The following is a 15029-nucleotide window of genomic DNA, read 5'->3' on the forward strand; positions in this document are numbered from 1 at the left end:
ATGACGCTGCAAGCGGCAGGCTTTGGACCGGCGACGCGCCTGTGGCCGCAAGACGAGCGCAAGCCGGGCGAATCGCTCGATGCCGAGCAGGGCATGCTCGAATACTTTACGTTTGCCGAAAAATTCCACTTCATCGACCTGTGCGGCTTCGATGCCGCGTGCCTGCCGGCGGGAGAAACGCGGGTGGCATTCGAGATCGTGCTGACGCGCCCGCTGGCAAGCGAGGTCACGGTTGCTGCGTCCAACGTCCGCCTGCATTGCACGCCCGTCATCAATCTGTTCGAATTGGACGCAGCGCCGATCCAGACCGTCCGGCATGAGCGCGAGTACCGGGTCATGAGCCCGCCGTCGGCCGGGCCGCACATCGAGCCGTATGCTGCCGTGTCCGTGGTGGCGATCGACCATCAGACGGCAGACAAGCACGCGTACGCGCCGTTTGCCGCGTTCCGTCATCGTGGCGGCATGTTGCGCCACGAAGCGCCCGAGCGCTACTACCATACGCGCAGTGTCCGGGGGCCGTCCGGCGCACGCGAGCTGTGGCTGACGCTCGACGGGCAGGCGTGGGACGCTCCCGGCAGTCTGCCGGACGATCATGTCACGGTACGCGTCATGGCCTGCAACGGGCGGCTGCCGCGCATGGCGTTGCATGAATCGTCGCTGACGGCGTCGTCGGCGCCGCTGCCGGGCATCGAGGCAGTCCGCAACCTGCTCCCGCCGACGATGCCGCTGTATCCGCCCGAAGGCGAGGGTTACCAGTGGAAGGTGTTGTCGCACTTCGCGCCGAACCAGTTGTCGATGCTCGACGCGGATGTGCTGCGCGAGACCCTGGCGCTCTACGACTGGACGGGTGGCGAGGCGAACCGGCGCCGCATCGAGGCCATCACCGACGTGCGCCACCAGCTGCTGCACAAGCTCGAGCGCGGCGGGCTGCGGCGCGGCGTCGAGATCGAGGTCACGCTCGACCCGAGCGGCTTCATGGGGTCGGGCGATATCGCATTGTTCGGCGACGTGCTGAACCGGTTCATCGGGCGCTACGCCAGTGCGCAGCACTTCGTTCAGCTGGTGCTGTGCGTGGCGGCGTCCGACTTCAACAGAGCGTCGGCGGCGCGTATCGAGTTTGCACGCATTGAATTCAGCTGGCCGGTTTTGTAAGTCAATATGCGCGGGCGCATTGATTGACGAGGCATGGCATGCTCACTTCGGCTACAGCGTTTCGATTCGACGACTACACGATGTGAGGGGCGTTTCGATGAAAATGAAACGGCCGGTGCAATCCACGAAATGCACCGGCCGTTACTTCAACGAAGCGCTGAGCGCTTTGTCTGCATTTTGCGCGGCGACCTACGCCGTCACTTCATCCAGCGCCGGATAGTCGAGATATCCGCGCGCGTCCCCGCCGTACAGCGTGGCCTTGTCGAGTGCATTGAACGGACCGCCACGTTTCAGGCGCTCGACCAGATCCGGATTCGCGATGAACGGCTTGCCGAACGCAATCAGGTCCGCGCGGTTTTCCTTGCGCACGTCCAGCGCCAGTGCGAGGTCGTAGCCGTTATTGGCCATGAACGTGCCCTTGAAGAGGCGATGCAGCTTCTGCAGATCGAAGCCGTTCTCGACATCTCGCGGGCCGCCCGTCGCGCCTTCCACGATGTGCAGATACACCAGGCCGAACCGGTTCAGTTGCTCCACGGCGTACGTAAACACCGGTTCCGGATTCGAATCGGCGCAGTCATTCGCCGGGCTGATCGGCGACAGACGAATACCGACGCGATCCGCGCCCCAAACGTCGACGACCGCTTGCGTGACTTCCAGCACGAGGCGCACACGATTCTCGATGCTGCCGCCGTACTGGTCCGTGCGATGGTTCGTCTTGTCGCGCATGAACTGGTCCAGCAGATAGCCGTTCGCCGCGTGGATTTCCACGCCGTCGAAGCCGGCGCGCTTCGCGCATTCCGCCGCGTGGCGGTATTGCGCCACGATGCCCGGGATCTCGTCCGTTTCCAGCGCGCGCGGGCTCACGTGCGGCAGGAAGCCGTCTTCCGTGAACGCCTTGCCGGCCGGTTGAATCGCCGACGGGGCCACCGGCAGCGCACCGTTTTCCTGCAGCGACGGATGCGAGATACGGCCCACGTGCCACAACTGGCAGAAGATCTTGCCGCCCTTGGCATGCAGCGCGTCCGTCACGGTTCTCCAGCCGGCGACTTGCGCATCGGTGTAGATGCCAGGCGTGTACGCGTACCCCTTGCCCTGCTGCGAAATATTGGTCGCCTCGCTGATGATGAGGCCGGCCGACGCACGTTGTGCATAGTATTCGGCATTCATCGGGCCGGGGACGTCGCCCGCGCCGACGCGGCTGCGCGTCAGCGGCGCCATCACCACCCGGTTGGCCAGCGTCAGCGGCCCGAGTTGATACGGTTCGAATAGATCGGTAGATAGCGTTTGCAACGAGTCCGTCATCGTCTTGCTCCTGTAAAAAAAAATGACCGTTATGCGTGTGCAGGTGTCGCTGCTTCCGGCGCCCGGCGATGAATGCGCAGGACCATCACCGCGCCGAGAATGCACACGCCGCCCGACAACATCGACGCCATCGTGTAATTGCCGAGCGTGGCGCGCATCATGCCGGCCACGAGCGTTGCCGTCGCCGCGCCCAACTGATGGCCCGCCACGATCCAGCCGAAGACGATCGGCGCCATCGCGCGGCCGAACACATCGTTCGTCAGACGCACCGTTGGCGGCACCGTAGCGATCCAGTCCAGACCGTAGAACAGGGCGAACACCGGCAAGCCGAAGAAATCCAGGCCGAAAGCATACGGCAGATAAATCAGCGATAAACCACGGAGTCCGTAGTACCAGAACAGCAGCACGCGGCTGTTATAGCGGTCGGAAAGCCAGCCCGACGCTGTCGTGCCGACGAGATCCAGAATGCCCATCGCCGCGAGAATGCCGGCGCCCTTGACCTCCGACAGCCCGAAATCGCTGCACATGGCGATGAAGTGCGTGCCGATATAGCCGTTGGTGCTCGCGCCGCAGATGAAGAAGCTGAAGAAAAGCAGCCAGAAATCGCGCTTCTTCGACGCCGTGGCCAGCGTCGCCAATGCCGTCGTCAAAGGATTGCCTTGCGACATCACCGGATCCGGCGTATCCGCCGTGGCCCCGACCTGGCGCAACCCGACCGAGGCCGGCTGTTCCGGCAGCAGCAACGCCACGAGCGGCAGCATGATCGCCGCCACGATCGCGACGATCCAAACCACCGGGCGCCAGCCGTACGCCTCGACCACGGCCGCCATCATCGGCAGGAATACCATCTGGCCTGTGGCCGAACTGGCGGTGAGAATCCCCATCGCCAGGCCGCGGTGCTTGTGGAACCAGCGATTCGAGACCGTGGCGGCCAGTGTCACCGCCGCCACGCCCGTGCCGCTGCCGACCATGACGCCCCAGATCAGCACCATTTGCCACGGCGCAGTCATCAGCGAGGACAACGCCGTGCCGCTGGCGAGCAGTACCAATGCCCCCATGACGGTCGGTCGAATCCCGAAACGCTGCATGGCCGCCGCCGCGAACGGGCCGGTGAGGCCGTAAAGTGCGAGATTGACCGAGATGGCCAGCGAAATCGTGGCGCGGCTCCAGCCGAACGCGTGTTCCAGCGGCACCATCATCACGCTGGGCGTGGCGCGGATGCCGGCCGAAGCGAGTAGAACAAGGAAAATCACGGCCACCACGACCCATCCGTAGTGGAACCGCCCGTTGATCCGTTGTGCGAGGGCTTTCATCGGCGAGAATCCTTCTGGCGCACATGGCGCTTATGCGTTATGGGGCATTGCCCTGAAGGTTTGTGACAGATCGGTAACATGAGCTTGCTATGTTATGAACCGATCGGTAACATGTCAAGCATCAAAATTGACTTTTGACGTTCGCGGCTGGCTTTCGGGGGCGGGCGGCGATTTGACGGAGAGCAACGATCATGACGAACACACCGGATGAAAAGCCGGAGGGCGTGCCGGGCGAATCGCATGGCAAGCGCACCCGCCAGGTCGTGCCGGCCGGCGTGGCGCAGCAATATCTGGTGGATGCCGCGGTCGAACTGTTTCACGCCGAGGGCGTTCGCGCCGTGGGTGTCGACGCAGTGGTCAAGCGGGCGGGCGTCAACAAGATGTGCCTTTACCGCCAGTTCTCGTCGAAAGACGAGCTGATCCTTGCGTATCTGAAGCGCATGCAGGACGAGAGTTTGGGCAAGATCGACCGGAGCATTGCAAGCCGTGCGGGGCATCCGCGTGAGCAGTTGCTGCAGATTTTCGTCGATTTGTCGGAAAGGGCTTCGGCGCCGGGCTATCGCGGGTGCCCGTTCGTCAACGTTTCGGCGGAGTTCCCCGACCCGGCGCATCCGGCGCGCCTGCAGGTATTGGAATACAAGTCGGAGGTCGTGCGCCGCCTCACGGATCTGGTGAACGCGGCCGGCGCACGCGAGCCGGCGCGCCTGGTCGACATGCTGGGCTTGATCCTGGACGGCGCCTATGCGGCGAGCCAGACCTACGGTCCGGGTTGCGGTCCGCTGCGCGTGTTGCCGGAGGTGGCACGCCAGCTGATCGACGCCGCGGTAGCGCCGATGTCAGGCGCGTGCCCGCCTACCCGTGGATGACGACCAACAGTCCGCGCGCCACCCCCTTGCCTGTGTTGCGGATCGCGTGTGCGCGATCGGCCGGATAACGCGCCGTCTCGCCCGGCTTCACCTTGCGCAGAAACGCTTCGACTTCCACGTCGACGTGCCCCTCGAACACCGTGAAATGCTCGCGCGTGCCCGGGTCGTGCGGGTCCGAGACCAGCGCCGCACCGGCCTGTAGCGTCAGCTCGTACCACTCGAACTTGCCTGCCAGGTCCATCGGACCGAGGATTTTCAACTGATAGGCATGATCGCCGCCGTCCAGCGTCGGGATCTCGTGCTTCCCCATCACGCGGACCGGTTCCGGGTCGCCGCCGGGCCCCCCCAGCAACTGATCCAGCCGTACGCCGAGGGCGTTGGCCAATCGCCACGCGACCGCGATCGTCGGGTTGGCCTTGTCGCGCTCGATCTGCGACAACATCGATTTGGACACGCCCGAAGCGCGCGACAGTGTTTCCAGGGTCATGCCGCGCTCTTTGCGCAACTGCTGGATCATGTCGCCGACCGGCGGCGGGGCGGCGTGGGGGGGGGGCGGGGGCGCCGATGAAGGAGTGCTTGCCATATGCTTTCCTGGATATTAGAATTTTCCAATATATTGAAACAAGTTCAATATAAAGCACACATTCCGCTAAGGTGAATGCCGGCATGGTAGCAGACCCGCACCGTGCCGTGCGCCCCGGGCGGCATGCTATCCCGGAGAGACCGCATCATGACCGACACCGCCCGCGAGGGTTTCTACCGCCAACTGGCCGAACGCCTCGACGACACGCGCCGCCAAGGCCTGTTCAAGCAGGAACGGGTGCTGATGTCGCGCCAGGGGCCCGAAGTCATGTGCGACGACGGCGTGGCGCGCATCAATCTGTGCGCCAACAATTATCTCGGGTTGTCGGGCAGCGAGGCGTTGGTCGAAGCGGGCGTGAAGGCGTTGCGGGAATTCGGTTTCGGCCTGTCGTCCGTGCGCTTCATTTGCGGCACGCAAGGTCCTCACAAGGCCCTTGAAGCGCGCATCGCCGCGTTTCTCGGCACCGACGACGCGATCCTGTACGCCGCAGCATTCGACGCCAACGGCGGCGTATTCGAGCCGTTGTTCGACGAAAAGGACGCCATCATTTCCGATGAACTCAATCATGCGTCGATCATCGACGGCATCCGGCTGTGCAAGGCCGGGCGTTTCCGTTACAAGCACAATGACATGGACGACCTGGCGCGGCAACTGGAGGCTGCATCGGGCGCGCGTCACAAGGTGATCGTCACCGACGGCGTGTTTTCGATGGACGGTACGATCGCGCAGCTCGACAAGATCGTGGCGCTGGCCGAGCGCTTTGGCGCGCTGGTCATGATCGACGAATGTCACGCCACCGGATTCATGGGCAAGACCGGCCGCGGCACCCACGAGCATCACGGCGTGCTTGGCCGCATCGACATCATCACCGGCACGCTTGGCAAGGCGCTTGGCGGCGCTATGGGTGGCTTCACCGCCGGCCGCCGCGAACTCGTTGAAACGTTGCGCCAGCGTTCGCGTCCGTACCTGTTTTCGAACAGCCTCGCGCCGGCGATCGTCGGCACCTCGCTGGCCGTATTCGACGATCTCGAGCGATCCACCGAATTGCGCGATCGTCTGCACGAGAATACTGCGTTCTTCCGCCGTGAAATCGCCGCGCTCGGATTCACGATCAAGCCGGGCACGCATCCGATCGTGCCGGTCATGCTGTTCGACGCCGAACTGGCCCAGCGTTTCGCCCAGCGCCTCTACGCGCTCGGCGTGCTGGCGACCGGCTTCTTCTATCCGGTGGTGCCGCTCGGGCAGGCACGCGTGCGCGTCCAGATGTCCGCCGCACATACGCGCGAACACCTGACCCGGGCCCTGGCCGCGTTTGCGCAGGCCGGCGCCGAACTCGGCATCCTCAAATAAGGTACCCCTCATGGAACGCATCCTCATCATCGGCGCGAACGGTCAGATCGGCAGCGAACTTGTTGACGCGCTCGCCGTACGTTTTGGCGCGGAATACGTCGTCGCCACCGACATTGCGCCGGGACCGTCGGGCCATCCGGTGCACTACGAAACGCTCGATGTACTCGACGCGGCGCGACTGAGCGCGCTGGTGCAGCGTCATGGCATCACGCAGATCTTCCATCTGGCGGCGCTATTGTCGGCCACGGGCGAAGCGCGCCCGATGCAGGCCTGGACATTGAACATGAACGGCCTGCTGAACGTGCTGGAACTGGCGCGCGAGCGGCCGGGATTGCGCGTGTTCTGGCCGTCGTCGATCGCCGCGTTCGGGCCGCATACGCCGGCGATCGAAACGCCCCAACTGGCGATCATGGACCCGACGACCATGTACGGCATCAGCAAACAGGCCGGCGAGCGCCTTTGCGAATACTACTTCGCGAAGTTCGGGGTCGATGTGCGCAGCCTTCGCTATCCGGGCGTGATCAGCTACAAGACCCCGCCGGGCGGCGGCACGACCGATTACGCGATCGACATTTTCCAGGCGGCCAAGCGCGGCGAAATGTACACCTGCTTCCTGAAGGAAGACGCCACGCTGCCGATGATGTACATGCCCGATGCCGTGCGCGCCACACTGGATCTGATGGCGGCGGACGCGGCGTCGATCCGGGTGCGTTCCTCGTACAACGTGGCGGGCGTGAGCTTTGATCCGGCGACACTGGCGGCGGCGATCGCCAAGCGCGCGCCGGGCTTCACTGTGCGCTATGCCCCGGATTTCCGTCAGGAGATCGCCGAGACGTGGCCGCACACGCTGGACGACACGCATGCACGCTACGACTGGGGCTGGCGTCCCGAATACGATCTGGCGGCGATCGTCGACGATATGCTTGCCCACGTGCCGCTCGACTGGCATGCGCCGGTGTTGAGCGACGCCGCCTGAGCACAGCGAGGACAGCGGCGCCGGCAAAGGGTGGTCGCAGTCGCAAGGGGAGAAACGAAGGAAAGGCCGGCCGGGGTATCCCGCCGGCCTTTTCCATGACCGCGCAGCGGTATGCGACGCTGCGCGGTGCTTAGCGCGGGCCGTGGAGCGCGTAGTAGACGAGCGCGGCGAGGACCGCGGCCGTCACGGCGAGCGTACGGCGGCGCAAGCGGTAGCCCGACGTGAATTGAAGGGCCCGGCTGTGGCTTTCTTCTTTGGAATGATAGTAGCTCATGATGCAGTCGTTCTACGGCACGTGGCCGCGCAGCGAGCGCACGAGAGTCATGCCGTGGGCCCCGACCCACGTCAGGTGCGCTCTGAAATGATTATGCGACTGCTGAAATCAGTGTGCGAATTGGTATCTACACTAATATTTGTCGCGTTTTTGTCACGCTCGAGGCGTGCATGACCCGGTATCGCCCGGATGCTTCGAAGTTCTGAATACGCGCGATACGAAGGATCGTGAATTCCCCTTCGAATCGCTTGCGCGCGACTCACGGCCCTGAAACAATGCCAAAAACGAAGGTCGGTCCAACACGCCTGGGAGGGACGTGCCATGATGCCGAAAACAGTCTGCCTGACAGTCTGTGCCTGTCTGGGGGCCGCGAGCGCGATCTACGCGCCAAGTGACGCGAATGCCCAGGAGGCGATCCTGCGTGCCAACAATCAGGTCTGGGCGGGCTTGGGCGGCCACCATCTCCAGTACGACGAACGCATCGACGCGGCCCGCAGCGATTCGGAAAGCGGTACGCAGTTTGCCGGTGCCCTCGGTGGCGTGGCGCAAGGGACGGTGTTCGGACTATCGAATATCTATGCGGCGGGGTCGTTGCGCTTCGCGCGCGGCAACACGCAATACAACGGCTATCTGCAAGACAATCGCGGCCGCGTGGTGGTGCCGTCATACCAGATGGACACACGCAGCACGACGGCCGATCTCACGCTCAAGGTGGGCCGTGCCTTTCCGCTCGCCGCCGGCCGCGCGCAGCTGACGCCTTACGCCAGCTACACGTATCACGATTGGATCCGCGACAGCACGCGCAATCCCGTGGGATTCTACGAGCGCTACCGCCATCACGTCGTGAGCGCGGGGCTGATGGGGCAGTTCGAAGTAACGCCGGGCCTGGTGGCGAACGCCGACGTGCGGGCGGGGACGATGGTCGGCGCGAACATGACGCTGTCGGGCTCGTCCAATACGTTCAACCTCGGCAACAAGCCGGTGTATTCCGCGGGTCTGGGGCTCGACTACGCCGTGGCGCGCAATGTCCACGTCAATGCAAGCTACGAATGGACGCGCTTCAAGTACGGCCGATCCGACCTGACGCCGGTGACGCCGGGCATTACGGCTTACGAGCCCGATTCGCGTACGACGCAGCAGGTCTGGATGGTCGGGCTCGGATACGCGTTCTAGATCGCGCCTTCCACGTCCTCGAGGCTGAACGTTTCGGTGTGGTCGTTGTACGAGAAGATCTCGGCGTAACGGCCCCAACTGATGACGGTGTCGAGCGTTTCCTCGGCGAGGCCGTCCGACAAGGAATCCTCCAGCTCCTGCTCGAAGCGCACGCGCGGCGCCCGCTGCCCGCGGCGTTCCTGCAGCACTTTCCGGATGCGCGCCGCCAGCGGCACGTTGCGCAGCAGGTGTTCGGCGAAGAGGACCTTGCGCGCCTGCGTGCCTTCGCTGGCGAATCGCTTGCCGGCGGCGGTCAGCAGGATGTCGCCTTCCTTGAGCTCCGCGAAGCCAAGCTGCTCAAGGATTTCCGCCACGGGGAACAGGTCGTCGACCTCGAGCAGCAGCGTCTGCGCGATCTCGGGCATGTCGGCCTTGCCGTTGTATGGCGCCCCCTCCAATGCTTCGAGCAGACCGGCCATCAGGTTCGTCGACACTTCCGGCAGCGGGCTGCCGAGTTCGAGCTTCACCTTCTGCGTCGTGTGCGCGCTACGGCGCGCGGTCATGAGCGCGTAGATGTCGTCGACCATCTTGCGGAATGCCGGGTCGAGGCGGTTGCGCGGGTGGGGGAACGGTACCTTGGTTTCGGCCACCACTCGGCCCGGATTCGACGACAGCACGAGGATGCGATCGCACATGAACACCGCTTCCTCGATATTGTGCGTAACGATCAGCACCGACTTGATCGGCAACTGGCGGTGGCTCCACAGATCGAGCAAATCGGTCCGCAGCGTCTCGGCGGTGAGCACGTCGAGCGCTGAGAACGGTTCGTCCATCAGCAGGAGCGTCGGGTTGACGACGAGTGCGCGCGCAAACCCTACGCGTTGGCGCATGCCGCCCGAAAGCTCGCGCGGGTAGGCGTTTTCGAAACCGTCGAGACCGATCAGGTCGATCGCCGCCAGCGCACGCTGGCGGCGATCGCGCGGCTCGACGCCGAGCGCTTCGAGGCCCGCTTCCACATTTTGCAGCACGGTCAGCCACGGAAACAGCGCGAAGGTCTGGAACACCATTGCGACGCCTTCCGGCGGGCCGTCAAGCTGTTCGCCCTTGTAGCGGATCTCGCCCGAACTGGCCTGAATCAGGCCGGCGATGATGCGCAGGAGGGTCGACTTGCCGGAGCCCGAGCGGCCGAGCAGGCCGACGATCTCACCTTCGCGCAGTTGCAGATTGACGCCGTCGAGCACCAGACGTTCGTCGCTGCCTTTGCTGAAGCCGCGGCTGACGTTGGCGAGCGAGAAGATATCTTGTCCGATGGACATTTGGCTATCGTTGGGCATGGCGGACTCAATTCAGGCGAAGCTTGTTTTCGGCAATGGCGTAGAGCGGACGCCACAACAAACGGTTGAACAATACGACGAACAGCGACATGACGGCGATGCCGAGCAGGATGCGCGGATAATCGCCGGCGGCAGTCGTCTGGGCAATATAGCTGCCCAGGCCGTGCGCGGCGACCTTTTCGTTGCCCCACGTCACGAACTCGGACACGATGCTCGCGTTCCACGCACCGCCCGAGGCGGTGATCGCGCCAGTGACGTAATACGGGAAGATGCCCGGCAGCATGACTTGCCGCCACCATTGCCAGCCGCGAATGCGGAAGTTGGTGGCCGCTTCCTGGAAGTCGTTGGGGAAGGTGGTCGCCCCGGCGATCACGTTGAAAAGAATGTACCACTGCGTGCCAAGCACGATCAGCGGAGAGAGCCAGATGTCCGGATTCGCGTGGAAATGCACGATCGCCACGACGAAGATGGGGAACAGCAGGTTCGCCGGGAAGGCGGCCAGAAACTGGGCGAGCGGCTGAATCCGTTCCGCCAGTTTCGGACGCAGCCCGATCATCACGCCGAGCGGCACCCAGACGAGCGAGGCGATCGCGATCAGCAGGACCACGCGAATCAGCGTGATGAAGCCGAGGCCGAATACGCGCAGCACTTCGAAGCCGTCGACTTCCGTTAGCACGAAACTGATGATCTTCCAGGCCGTGAAGACGGCAAGCGCGACGATGGCGATGCCCCAGACCCAGTCGATCGTGCGCGACAGCGGGGTTTGGGCGGACGAATGGATGCCGGCCGGCAGCGACACGTTCAGGCGTGCGCGCGCGATCTTGCGCAGCAGCTTGCCGAATGGGCGCAACAGGTGCTGGATCGCGCGCGTGCGCTGGATCAGCTTGAGCACCCACGATTCCGGCGCGGCTTGCGACGACGTATCTTCGAGCCGGAACTTGTCGGCCCAGGCGACCATCGGGCGGAACAGGAACTGATCGTAGATGACGATGACGACCGTCATGGTCAGGATCACCCACCCCACGGCGCCCAGGTCACGGTGTTCAATGGCGGTCGCGAGATAGGAACCGATACCGGGCAGCGTCACGGTCTTGTCGCCGACCGTGATGGCTTCGGAGGCGACCACGAAGAACCAGCCGCCGGACATGCTCATCATCATGTTCCAGATCAGGCCGGGCATCGAGTAGGGCACGTCGAGCTTCCAGAAGCGTTGCCACGACGACAGGCGCAGATTGACGGCCACCTCGCACAAGTCGCGGGGCTGAGTGCGTAGCGACTGATAGAACGAGAACGTCATGTTCCACGCCTGGCTCGTGAAGATCGCGAAGATCGCCGCGCATTCCGCGCCGAGTACGCGTCCCGGGAAGAGGGCGAGGAAAAACGTGACCGTAAACGAGATATAGCCGAGCACCGGTACCGACTGGAGGATGTCGAGGAACGGTACGAGCAGCTTCTCGGCGCGGCGGCTCTTGGCGGCCAGCGTACCGTAGATGAGCGTGAAGATGAGCGAAGCGACCATTGCCGCGAGCATGCGCAGGGTGGTGCGCAGTGCGTATTCGGGAAGATTGGATGGATCGAGCGAGATCGTTTCGAGTTGAAGCGCGGCGAGCGGCCCGAACGTCTGTCGTATCCCGCTTGAACTGACCAGCAGGAAGCCGATGATCAGCGGGAATGCGACAAAGTCCCAGCGATTGGGCAGCAAGCGTCGAGCGGTGGCGGGGATGAACGGACGGGCAACGCGCGTCATCAAGCCTCTCCGGGGTGAGGGGTGAATCGGAATGGGATGCCGGAACCGGCCCGCCAGGCCGGGTTTTACGGCGTGAAACACCGGCCAGCGAAGAATCTGGCGGTAACGGGAGCGGATGCTACCAGATTGCGCCGCAAAATAATGTTAAAGCGATGTTAAAGCGAATGACGCTTGCAGCGCAACGCCCGTCAGGCTTGGGCCGGACCGCTTGCATGGCGCCGTCGCCGGGGCGTCAGCGGTGCCGACTGTTGTATTTACGCTGCAACCGCAACGTGGAGGCGCCATGTCAAAAAACTGTCGTTTCCCCCTCAAAAGTCCGCGCCGCGTACCTTGCCGCGTGCGGCCTTGACCTGGCTGCGCTGGGTCTTGCCGTCGAGCCTGCGGGTTTTGGAGGCGAGCGTCGGGCGGGTGGGGACGCGTTTTCTGGGCGGCAGGGCGACGCTCTGCACGAGCGCGGACAGGCGCGCAATGGCGTCTTCGCGATTCAGCTCCTGCGAGCGGTGCTGCTGGGCCTTGATGATGACGACCCCGTCGCGTGTGATGCGCTGGTCGCCAAGGGCGAGCAAACGGTGCTTGACGTCGTCGGGCAGCGACGAGGCGCGGATGTCGAAGCGCAGATGAATGGCGCTCGACACCTTGTTGACGTTTTGCCCGCCTGCGCCCTGGGCGCGCATGGCGGTGAGTTCGATGTCGTCGGCAGAAATGTTGATGCGTCGGGTCATCGCACGAGCATAACCGATGACGCGCGGGCCCGCTTACGCCGTATTCAGGGTCGGAAACGGCAGGCGTCGCATGCGTTGTCGCGTCAACGCGGCCACGGCGTTGGCGACAGCCGGCGCGATCGGCGGCACGCCGACCTCACCGATGCCGGTAGGCGGCGCCGCGCTCGGGCATACATGGACCTCGACATGCGGCACATCAGCCATGTAGGCCGGCGTGTAGTCGGCAAAATTCGACTGTTGAACCACACCGTCCTTCAGGGTGATTTCGAAGCCCGGCAAACCCATGCTCAAACCGAACACCAAACCGCCCATCGCCTGTGCCTCGATCGTGCGCGGGTTGACGGGCAGGTTGCAATGCACGGCAGCCGTAACGCGATGCACTTTCGGGCGGCCGTCGGCGATCGAGACCTCGGCGACATACGCCACGGCGGAATCGAAACAAAAATGCACGGCGACACCCCACGCCTGGCCAGCGGGCAGCGCGCGAACGCCGTAGCCGGACTTCGCGACGGCCAGATCCAGCGCTTCGCGGCTGCGCGCGTTCCCGCCCTGCAACAGCTCGCGGCGGAATTCGACCGGGTCGCGGCCTGACGCGACCGCGATCTCGTCGACCATCGTTTCGATCACGTAGGCCGTATGGCTGTTGCCGACCGACCTGAACCAGAGCACGGGCACGTTGGCGACCACGTTGTGCACCGAAATCGCCATATTGGGTATCGCGTATTGCGATCCCCGCGCGCCCTCGACCATGGTGTCGTCGACACCGTCCTTGACCAGCATCGGTTCGAACATCGTGCCGGTCAGGATCGACTGGCCGACGATCACGTGGTCCCATGCGGCGATCTTGCCGTGAGCGTCAAACCCGACCTTGACGCGATGCACATGCATCGGACGGTAATAGCCGCCTCTGACGTCATCTTCGCGCGACCACATCACCTTGACCGGCGTGCCTTGCATGGCACGGGCAATGTGCGCCGCTTCGATCGCGTTCGCCGCCGTCGAGACCGCACGACGCCCGAATCCGCCACCGGCCATGACCGTGTTGAAGCGGACTTTTTCGACCGGAAGTTGCAGCGTCTTGGCAATGGCCTCGCGGTCGGGCGACTGGAATTGCGAGCCGGCCCACACGGTACACGCGGCGCCGGTGTACTGGAGCGACATGTTGAGCGGCTCCATCGGCACGTGCGCAAGATACGGAAACTCGTAGACGGCATCGATCACATTCGGCGCGCGGGCGAGCGACGACGTATCGGCGCGCTGGGCCGGCGTGCCGGGCGTGGCGGCGAGCGCGCGATAGCGCTCGAACGCCTTGGCGCTGTCGACGCGTTCGATGCCCCGGTCGTCCCATGTCACGACGAGTGCGCCGCGGGCGCGTTTAGCCTGCCAGTAGCCATCGGCGACGCACACGACCGATTCGCCGCCGCGATCGCCGGGAATCCTGAACACCGCGCGCACGCCGGGCATCGCCTTGCTGGCGCTGTCGTCGAGGCGGGCCACTTTCGCACCCCACACCGGCGCGCGCGCCACCACCGCGGTCTTCATTCCCGGCACGTCGACGTCGATGCTGAAGTGCTGGTGGCCGCTGGACTTGGCGGCTGTATCGAGCCGCGTGGTCGCGCGGCCGATCAGTCTGAACTTTGACGGGTCCTTGAGTTCGACGTGCTCGGGAAGCGGCAATCGCATGGCCTCGGCGGCAAGCGCGCCATAGCGCAGGCGCTGTCCCGACGGACCGGTGACGACGCCCTTCGACGTTGCGCATGCGCTCGGCGCGACATGCCAGCGCTGCGCCGCCGCCGCGATCAGCATCGCACGCGCCCTTGCACCCAACTCGCGATACTGTGTGAAGGTGTTGGCGATGCTGGTCGAGCCGCCGACGAATTGCAGGTGGTAGATCGGGTCACGGTAGACGTCTTCGCCCGGCGCGAGTTCCGCGCGCACGTTGTCCCACGGACAGTCGAGTTCCTCTGCGAGCAGCATGGGCAACGACGTCAGCGTGCCTTGACCGAAGTCGAGCTTCGACACCTGAATCGTCACGATGTCGTTGGGCGCGATGCGCAGGAATGCGTTGGGCGGGAACGGCTTGGCCGCTTCTGCACCTTGCGCCATCGCTTGCCACCGGCCTATCGGGATGACGCAGCCGAGCACCAGGGCGCCGCCCGCGCCGGCCGTGAGCTTGATGAAGCGACGTCGTTCACGCGAGGCCGGCGTCATGCCGGCGGCGCCGGGAGACGTGTTGAGATTCGTGGGCTCCATCCTGG

13 protein-coding genes are annotated in these 15029 nt (G+C 64.4%); 5 read left to right on the plus strand and 8 right to left on the minus strand.

Annotated elements, in window-relative coordinates:
• Nucleotides 1-1152: type VI secretion system baseplate subunit TssF (tssF, locus tag PTE30175_RS07045; protein WP_150696368.1), on the plus strand; the 1152-nt coding region annotated here is incomplete at its 5' end.
• 189 nt (nucleotides 1153-1341) lie between these two features.
• Here tssF and PTE30175_RS07050 read toward each other — a convergent pair.
• The gene (locus tag PTE30175_RS07050; protein WP_150696369.1) at nucleotides 1342-2454 is read right to left on the minus strand and encodes an alkene reductase; all 1113 of its coding nucleotides are present in this window, start codon (nucleotides 2452-2454) and stop codon (nucleotides 1342-1344) included.
• A gap of 29 nt (nucleotides 2455-2483) precedes the next feature.
• Nucleotides 2484-3767 (minus strand): MFS transporter, encoded by a 1284-nt coding sequence (locus PTE30175_RS07055; RefSeq protein WP_150696370.1) that lies wholly within the window; start codon nucleotides 3765-3767, stop codon nucleotides 2484-2486.
• A gap of 191 nt (nucleotides 3768-3958) precedes the next feature.
• Between PTE30175_RS07055 and PTE30175_RS07060 the strand changes: the two genes are divergently transcribed.
• Nucleotides 3959-4633, plus strand: coding sequence for a TetR/AcrR family transcriptional regulator (locus tag PTE30175_RS07060; protein ID WP_150696371.1), 675 nt, complete (start codon nucleotides 3959-3961; stop codon nucleotides 4631-4633).
• Here the strand turns inward: PTE30175_RS07060 and PTE30175_RS07065 are convergent.
• Nucleotides 4620-5216 (minus strand): helix-turn-helix domain-containing protein, encoded by a 597-nt coding sequence (locus PTE30175_RS07065; protein WP_150696372.1) that lies wholly within the window; start codon nucleotides 5214-5216, stop codon nucleotides 4620-4622. The two genes, PTE30175_RS07060 and PTE30175_RS07065, sit on opposite strands and share 14 nt — an antisense overlap.
• 147 nt (nucleotides 5217-5363) lie before the next feature.
• On the opposite strand from PTE30175_RS07065, the gene kbl reads away from it, so the two are divergent.
• Both kbl and PTE30175_RS07075 read left to right on the plus strand, forming a co-directional pair.
• Nucleotides 5364-6566, plus strand: coding sequence for a glycine C-acetyltransferase (gene kbl / locus PTE30175_RS07070; protein ID WP_150696373.1), 1203 nt, complete (start codon nucleotides 5364-5366; stop codon nucleotides 6564-6566).
• A gap of 10 nt (nucleotides 6567-6576) precedes the next feature.
• Nucleotides 6577-7542 (plus strand): NAD-dependent epimerase/dehydratase family protein, encoded by a 966-nt coding sequence (locus PTE30175_RS07075; protein ID WP_150696374.1) that lies wholly within the window; start codon nucleotides 6577-6579, stop codon nucleotides 7540-7542.
• Between the two features lie 130 nt (nucleotides 7543-7672).
• Here the strand turns inward: PTE30175_RS07075 and PTE30175_RS28160 are convergent, their stop codons facing one another.
• On the minus strand, nucleotides 7673-7816 hold the full coding sequence (locus tag PTE30175_RS28160) for a hypothetical protein (RefSeq protein ID WP_191628889.1): 144 nt from the start codon (nucleotides 7814-7816) through the stop codon (nucleotides 7673-7675).
• Between the two features lie 321 nt (nucleotides 7817-8137).
• Between PTE30175_RS28160 and PTE30175_RS07080 the strand changes: the two genes are divergently transcribed.
• The gene (locus PTE30175_RS07080; protein WP_150696375.1) at nucleotides 8138-8989 is read left to right on the plus strand and encodes a hypothetical protein; all 852 of its coding nucleotides are present in this window, start codon (nucleotides 8138-8140) and stop codon (nucleotides 8987-8989) included.
• On the opposite strand, the gene PTE30175_RS07085 is transcribed toward PTE30175_RS07080, so the two are convergent.
• From PTE30175_RS07085 to PTE30175_RS07100, 4 genes are all read right to left on the minus strand, one after another.
• Nucleotides 8986-10302, minus strand: coding sequence for an ABC transporter ATP-binding protein (locus PTE30175_RS07085; RefSeq protein WP_150696376.1), 1317 nt, complete (start codon nucleotides 10300-10302; stop codon nucleotides 8986-8988). The genes PTE30175_RS07080 and PTE30175_RS07085 overlap by 4 nt on opposite strands.
• 7 nt (nucleotides 10303-10309) lie before the next feature.
• The gene (locus PTE30175_RS07090) at nucleotides 10310-12049 is read right to left on the minus strand and encodes an ABC transporter permease (protein ID WP_150696377.1); all 1740 of its coding nucleotides are present in this window, start codon (nucleotides 12047-12049) and stop codon (nucleotides 10310-10312) included.
• A 308-nt stretch (nucleotides 12050-12357) separates the two neighbouring features.
• Nucleotides 12358-12771 (minus strand): alternative ribosome rescue aminoacyl-tRNA hydrolase ArfB, encoded by a 414-nt coding sequence (gene arfB, locus PTE30175_RS07095; RefSeq protein ID WP_150696378.1) that lies wholly within the window; start codon nucleotides 12769-12771, stop codon nucleotides 12358-12360.
• A 33-nt stretch (nucleotides 12772-12804) separates the two neighbouring features.
• A complete protein-coding gene (locus PTE30175_RS07100) occupies nucleotides 12805-15024 on the minus strand; it encodes a xanthine dehydrogenase family protein molybdopterin-binding subunit (protein ID WP_224788636.1) in 2220 nt (739 codons plus the stop codon).
• Between the last annotated feature and the right edge of the window lie 5 nt (nucleotides 15025-15029).

It is taken from the genome of Pandoraea terrae, assembly GCF_902459695.1.
GTDB classification, from domain to species: Bacteria; Pseudomonadota; Gammaproteobacteria; order Burkholderiales; family Burkholderiaceae; genus Pandoraea; species Pandoraea terrae.

Excerpts from the sequence above, each read along its gene's own strand:
- arfB (WP_150696378.1), bottom strand. The coding sequence starts at position 12,771 with ATGACCCGACGCATCAACATTTCTGCCGACGACATCGAACTCACCGCC.
- PTE30175_RS07080 (WP_150696375.1), top strand. The coding sequence starts at position 8,138 with ATGATGCCGAAAACAGTCTGCCTGACAGTCTGTGCCTGTCTGGGGGCC.
- PTE30175_RS07060 (WP_150696371.1), top strand. The coding sequence starts at position 3,959 with ATGACGAACACACCGGATGAAAAGCCGGAGGGCGTGCCGGGCGAATCG.
- PTE30175_RS28160 (WP_191628889.1), bottom strand. The coding sequence starts at position 7,816 with ATGAGCTACTATCATTCCAAAGAAGAAAGCCACAGCCGGGCCCTTCAA.
- PTE30175_RS07085 (WP_150696376.1), bottom strand. The coding sequence starts at position 10,302 with ATGCCCAACGATAGCCAAATGTCCATCGGACAAGATATCTTCTCGCTC.
- PTE30175_RS07065 (WP_150696372.1), bottom strand. The coding sequence starts at position 5,216 with ATGGCAAGCACTCCTTCATCGGCGCCCCCGCCCCCCCCCCACGCCGCC.
- PTE30175_RS07055 (WP_150696370.1), bottom strand. The coding sequence starts at position 3,767 with ATGAAAGCCCTCGCACAACGGATCAACGGGCGGTTCCACTACGGATGG.
- kbl (WP_150696373.1), top strand. The coding sequence starts at position 5,364 with ATGACCGACACCGCCCGCGAGGGTTTCTACCGCCAACTGGCCGAACGC.
- PTE30175_RS07075 (WP_150696374.1), top strand. The coding sequence starts at position 6,577 with ATGGAACGCATCCTCATCATCGGCGCGAACGGTCAGATCGGCAGCGAA.
- PTE30175_RS07050 (WP_150696369.1), bottom strand. The coding sequence starts at position 2,454 with ATGACGGACTCGTTGCAAACGCTATCTACCGATCTATTCGAACCGTAT.
- PTE30175_RS07090 (WP_150696377.1), bottom strand. The coding sequence starts at position 12,049 with ATGACGCGCGTTGCCCGTCCGTTCATCCCCGCCACCGCTCGACGCTTG.
- PTE30175_RS07100 (WP_224788636.1), bottom strand. The coding sequence starts at position 15,024 with ATGGAGCCCACGAATCTCAACACGTCTCCCGGCGCCGCCGGCATGACG.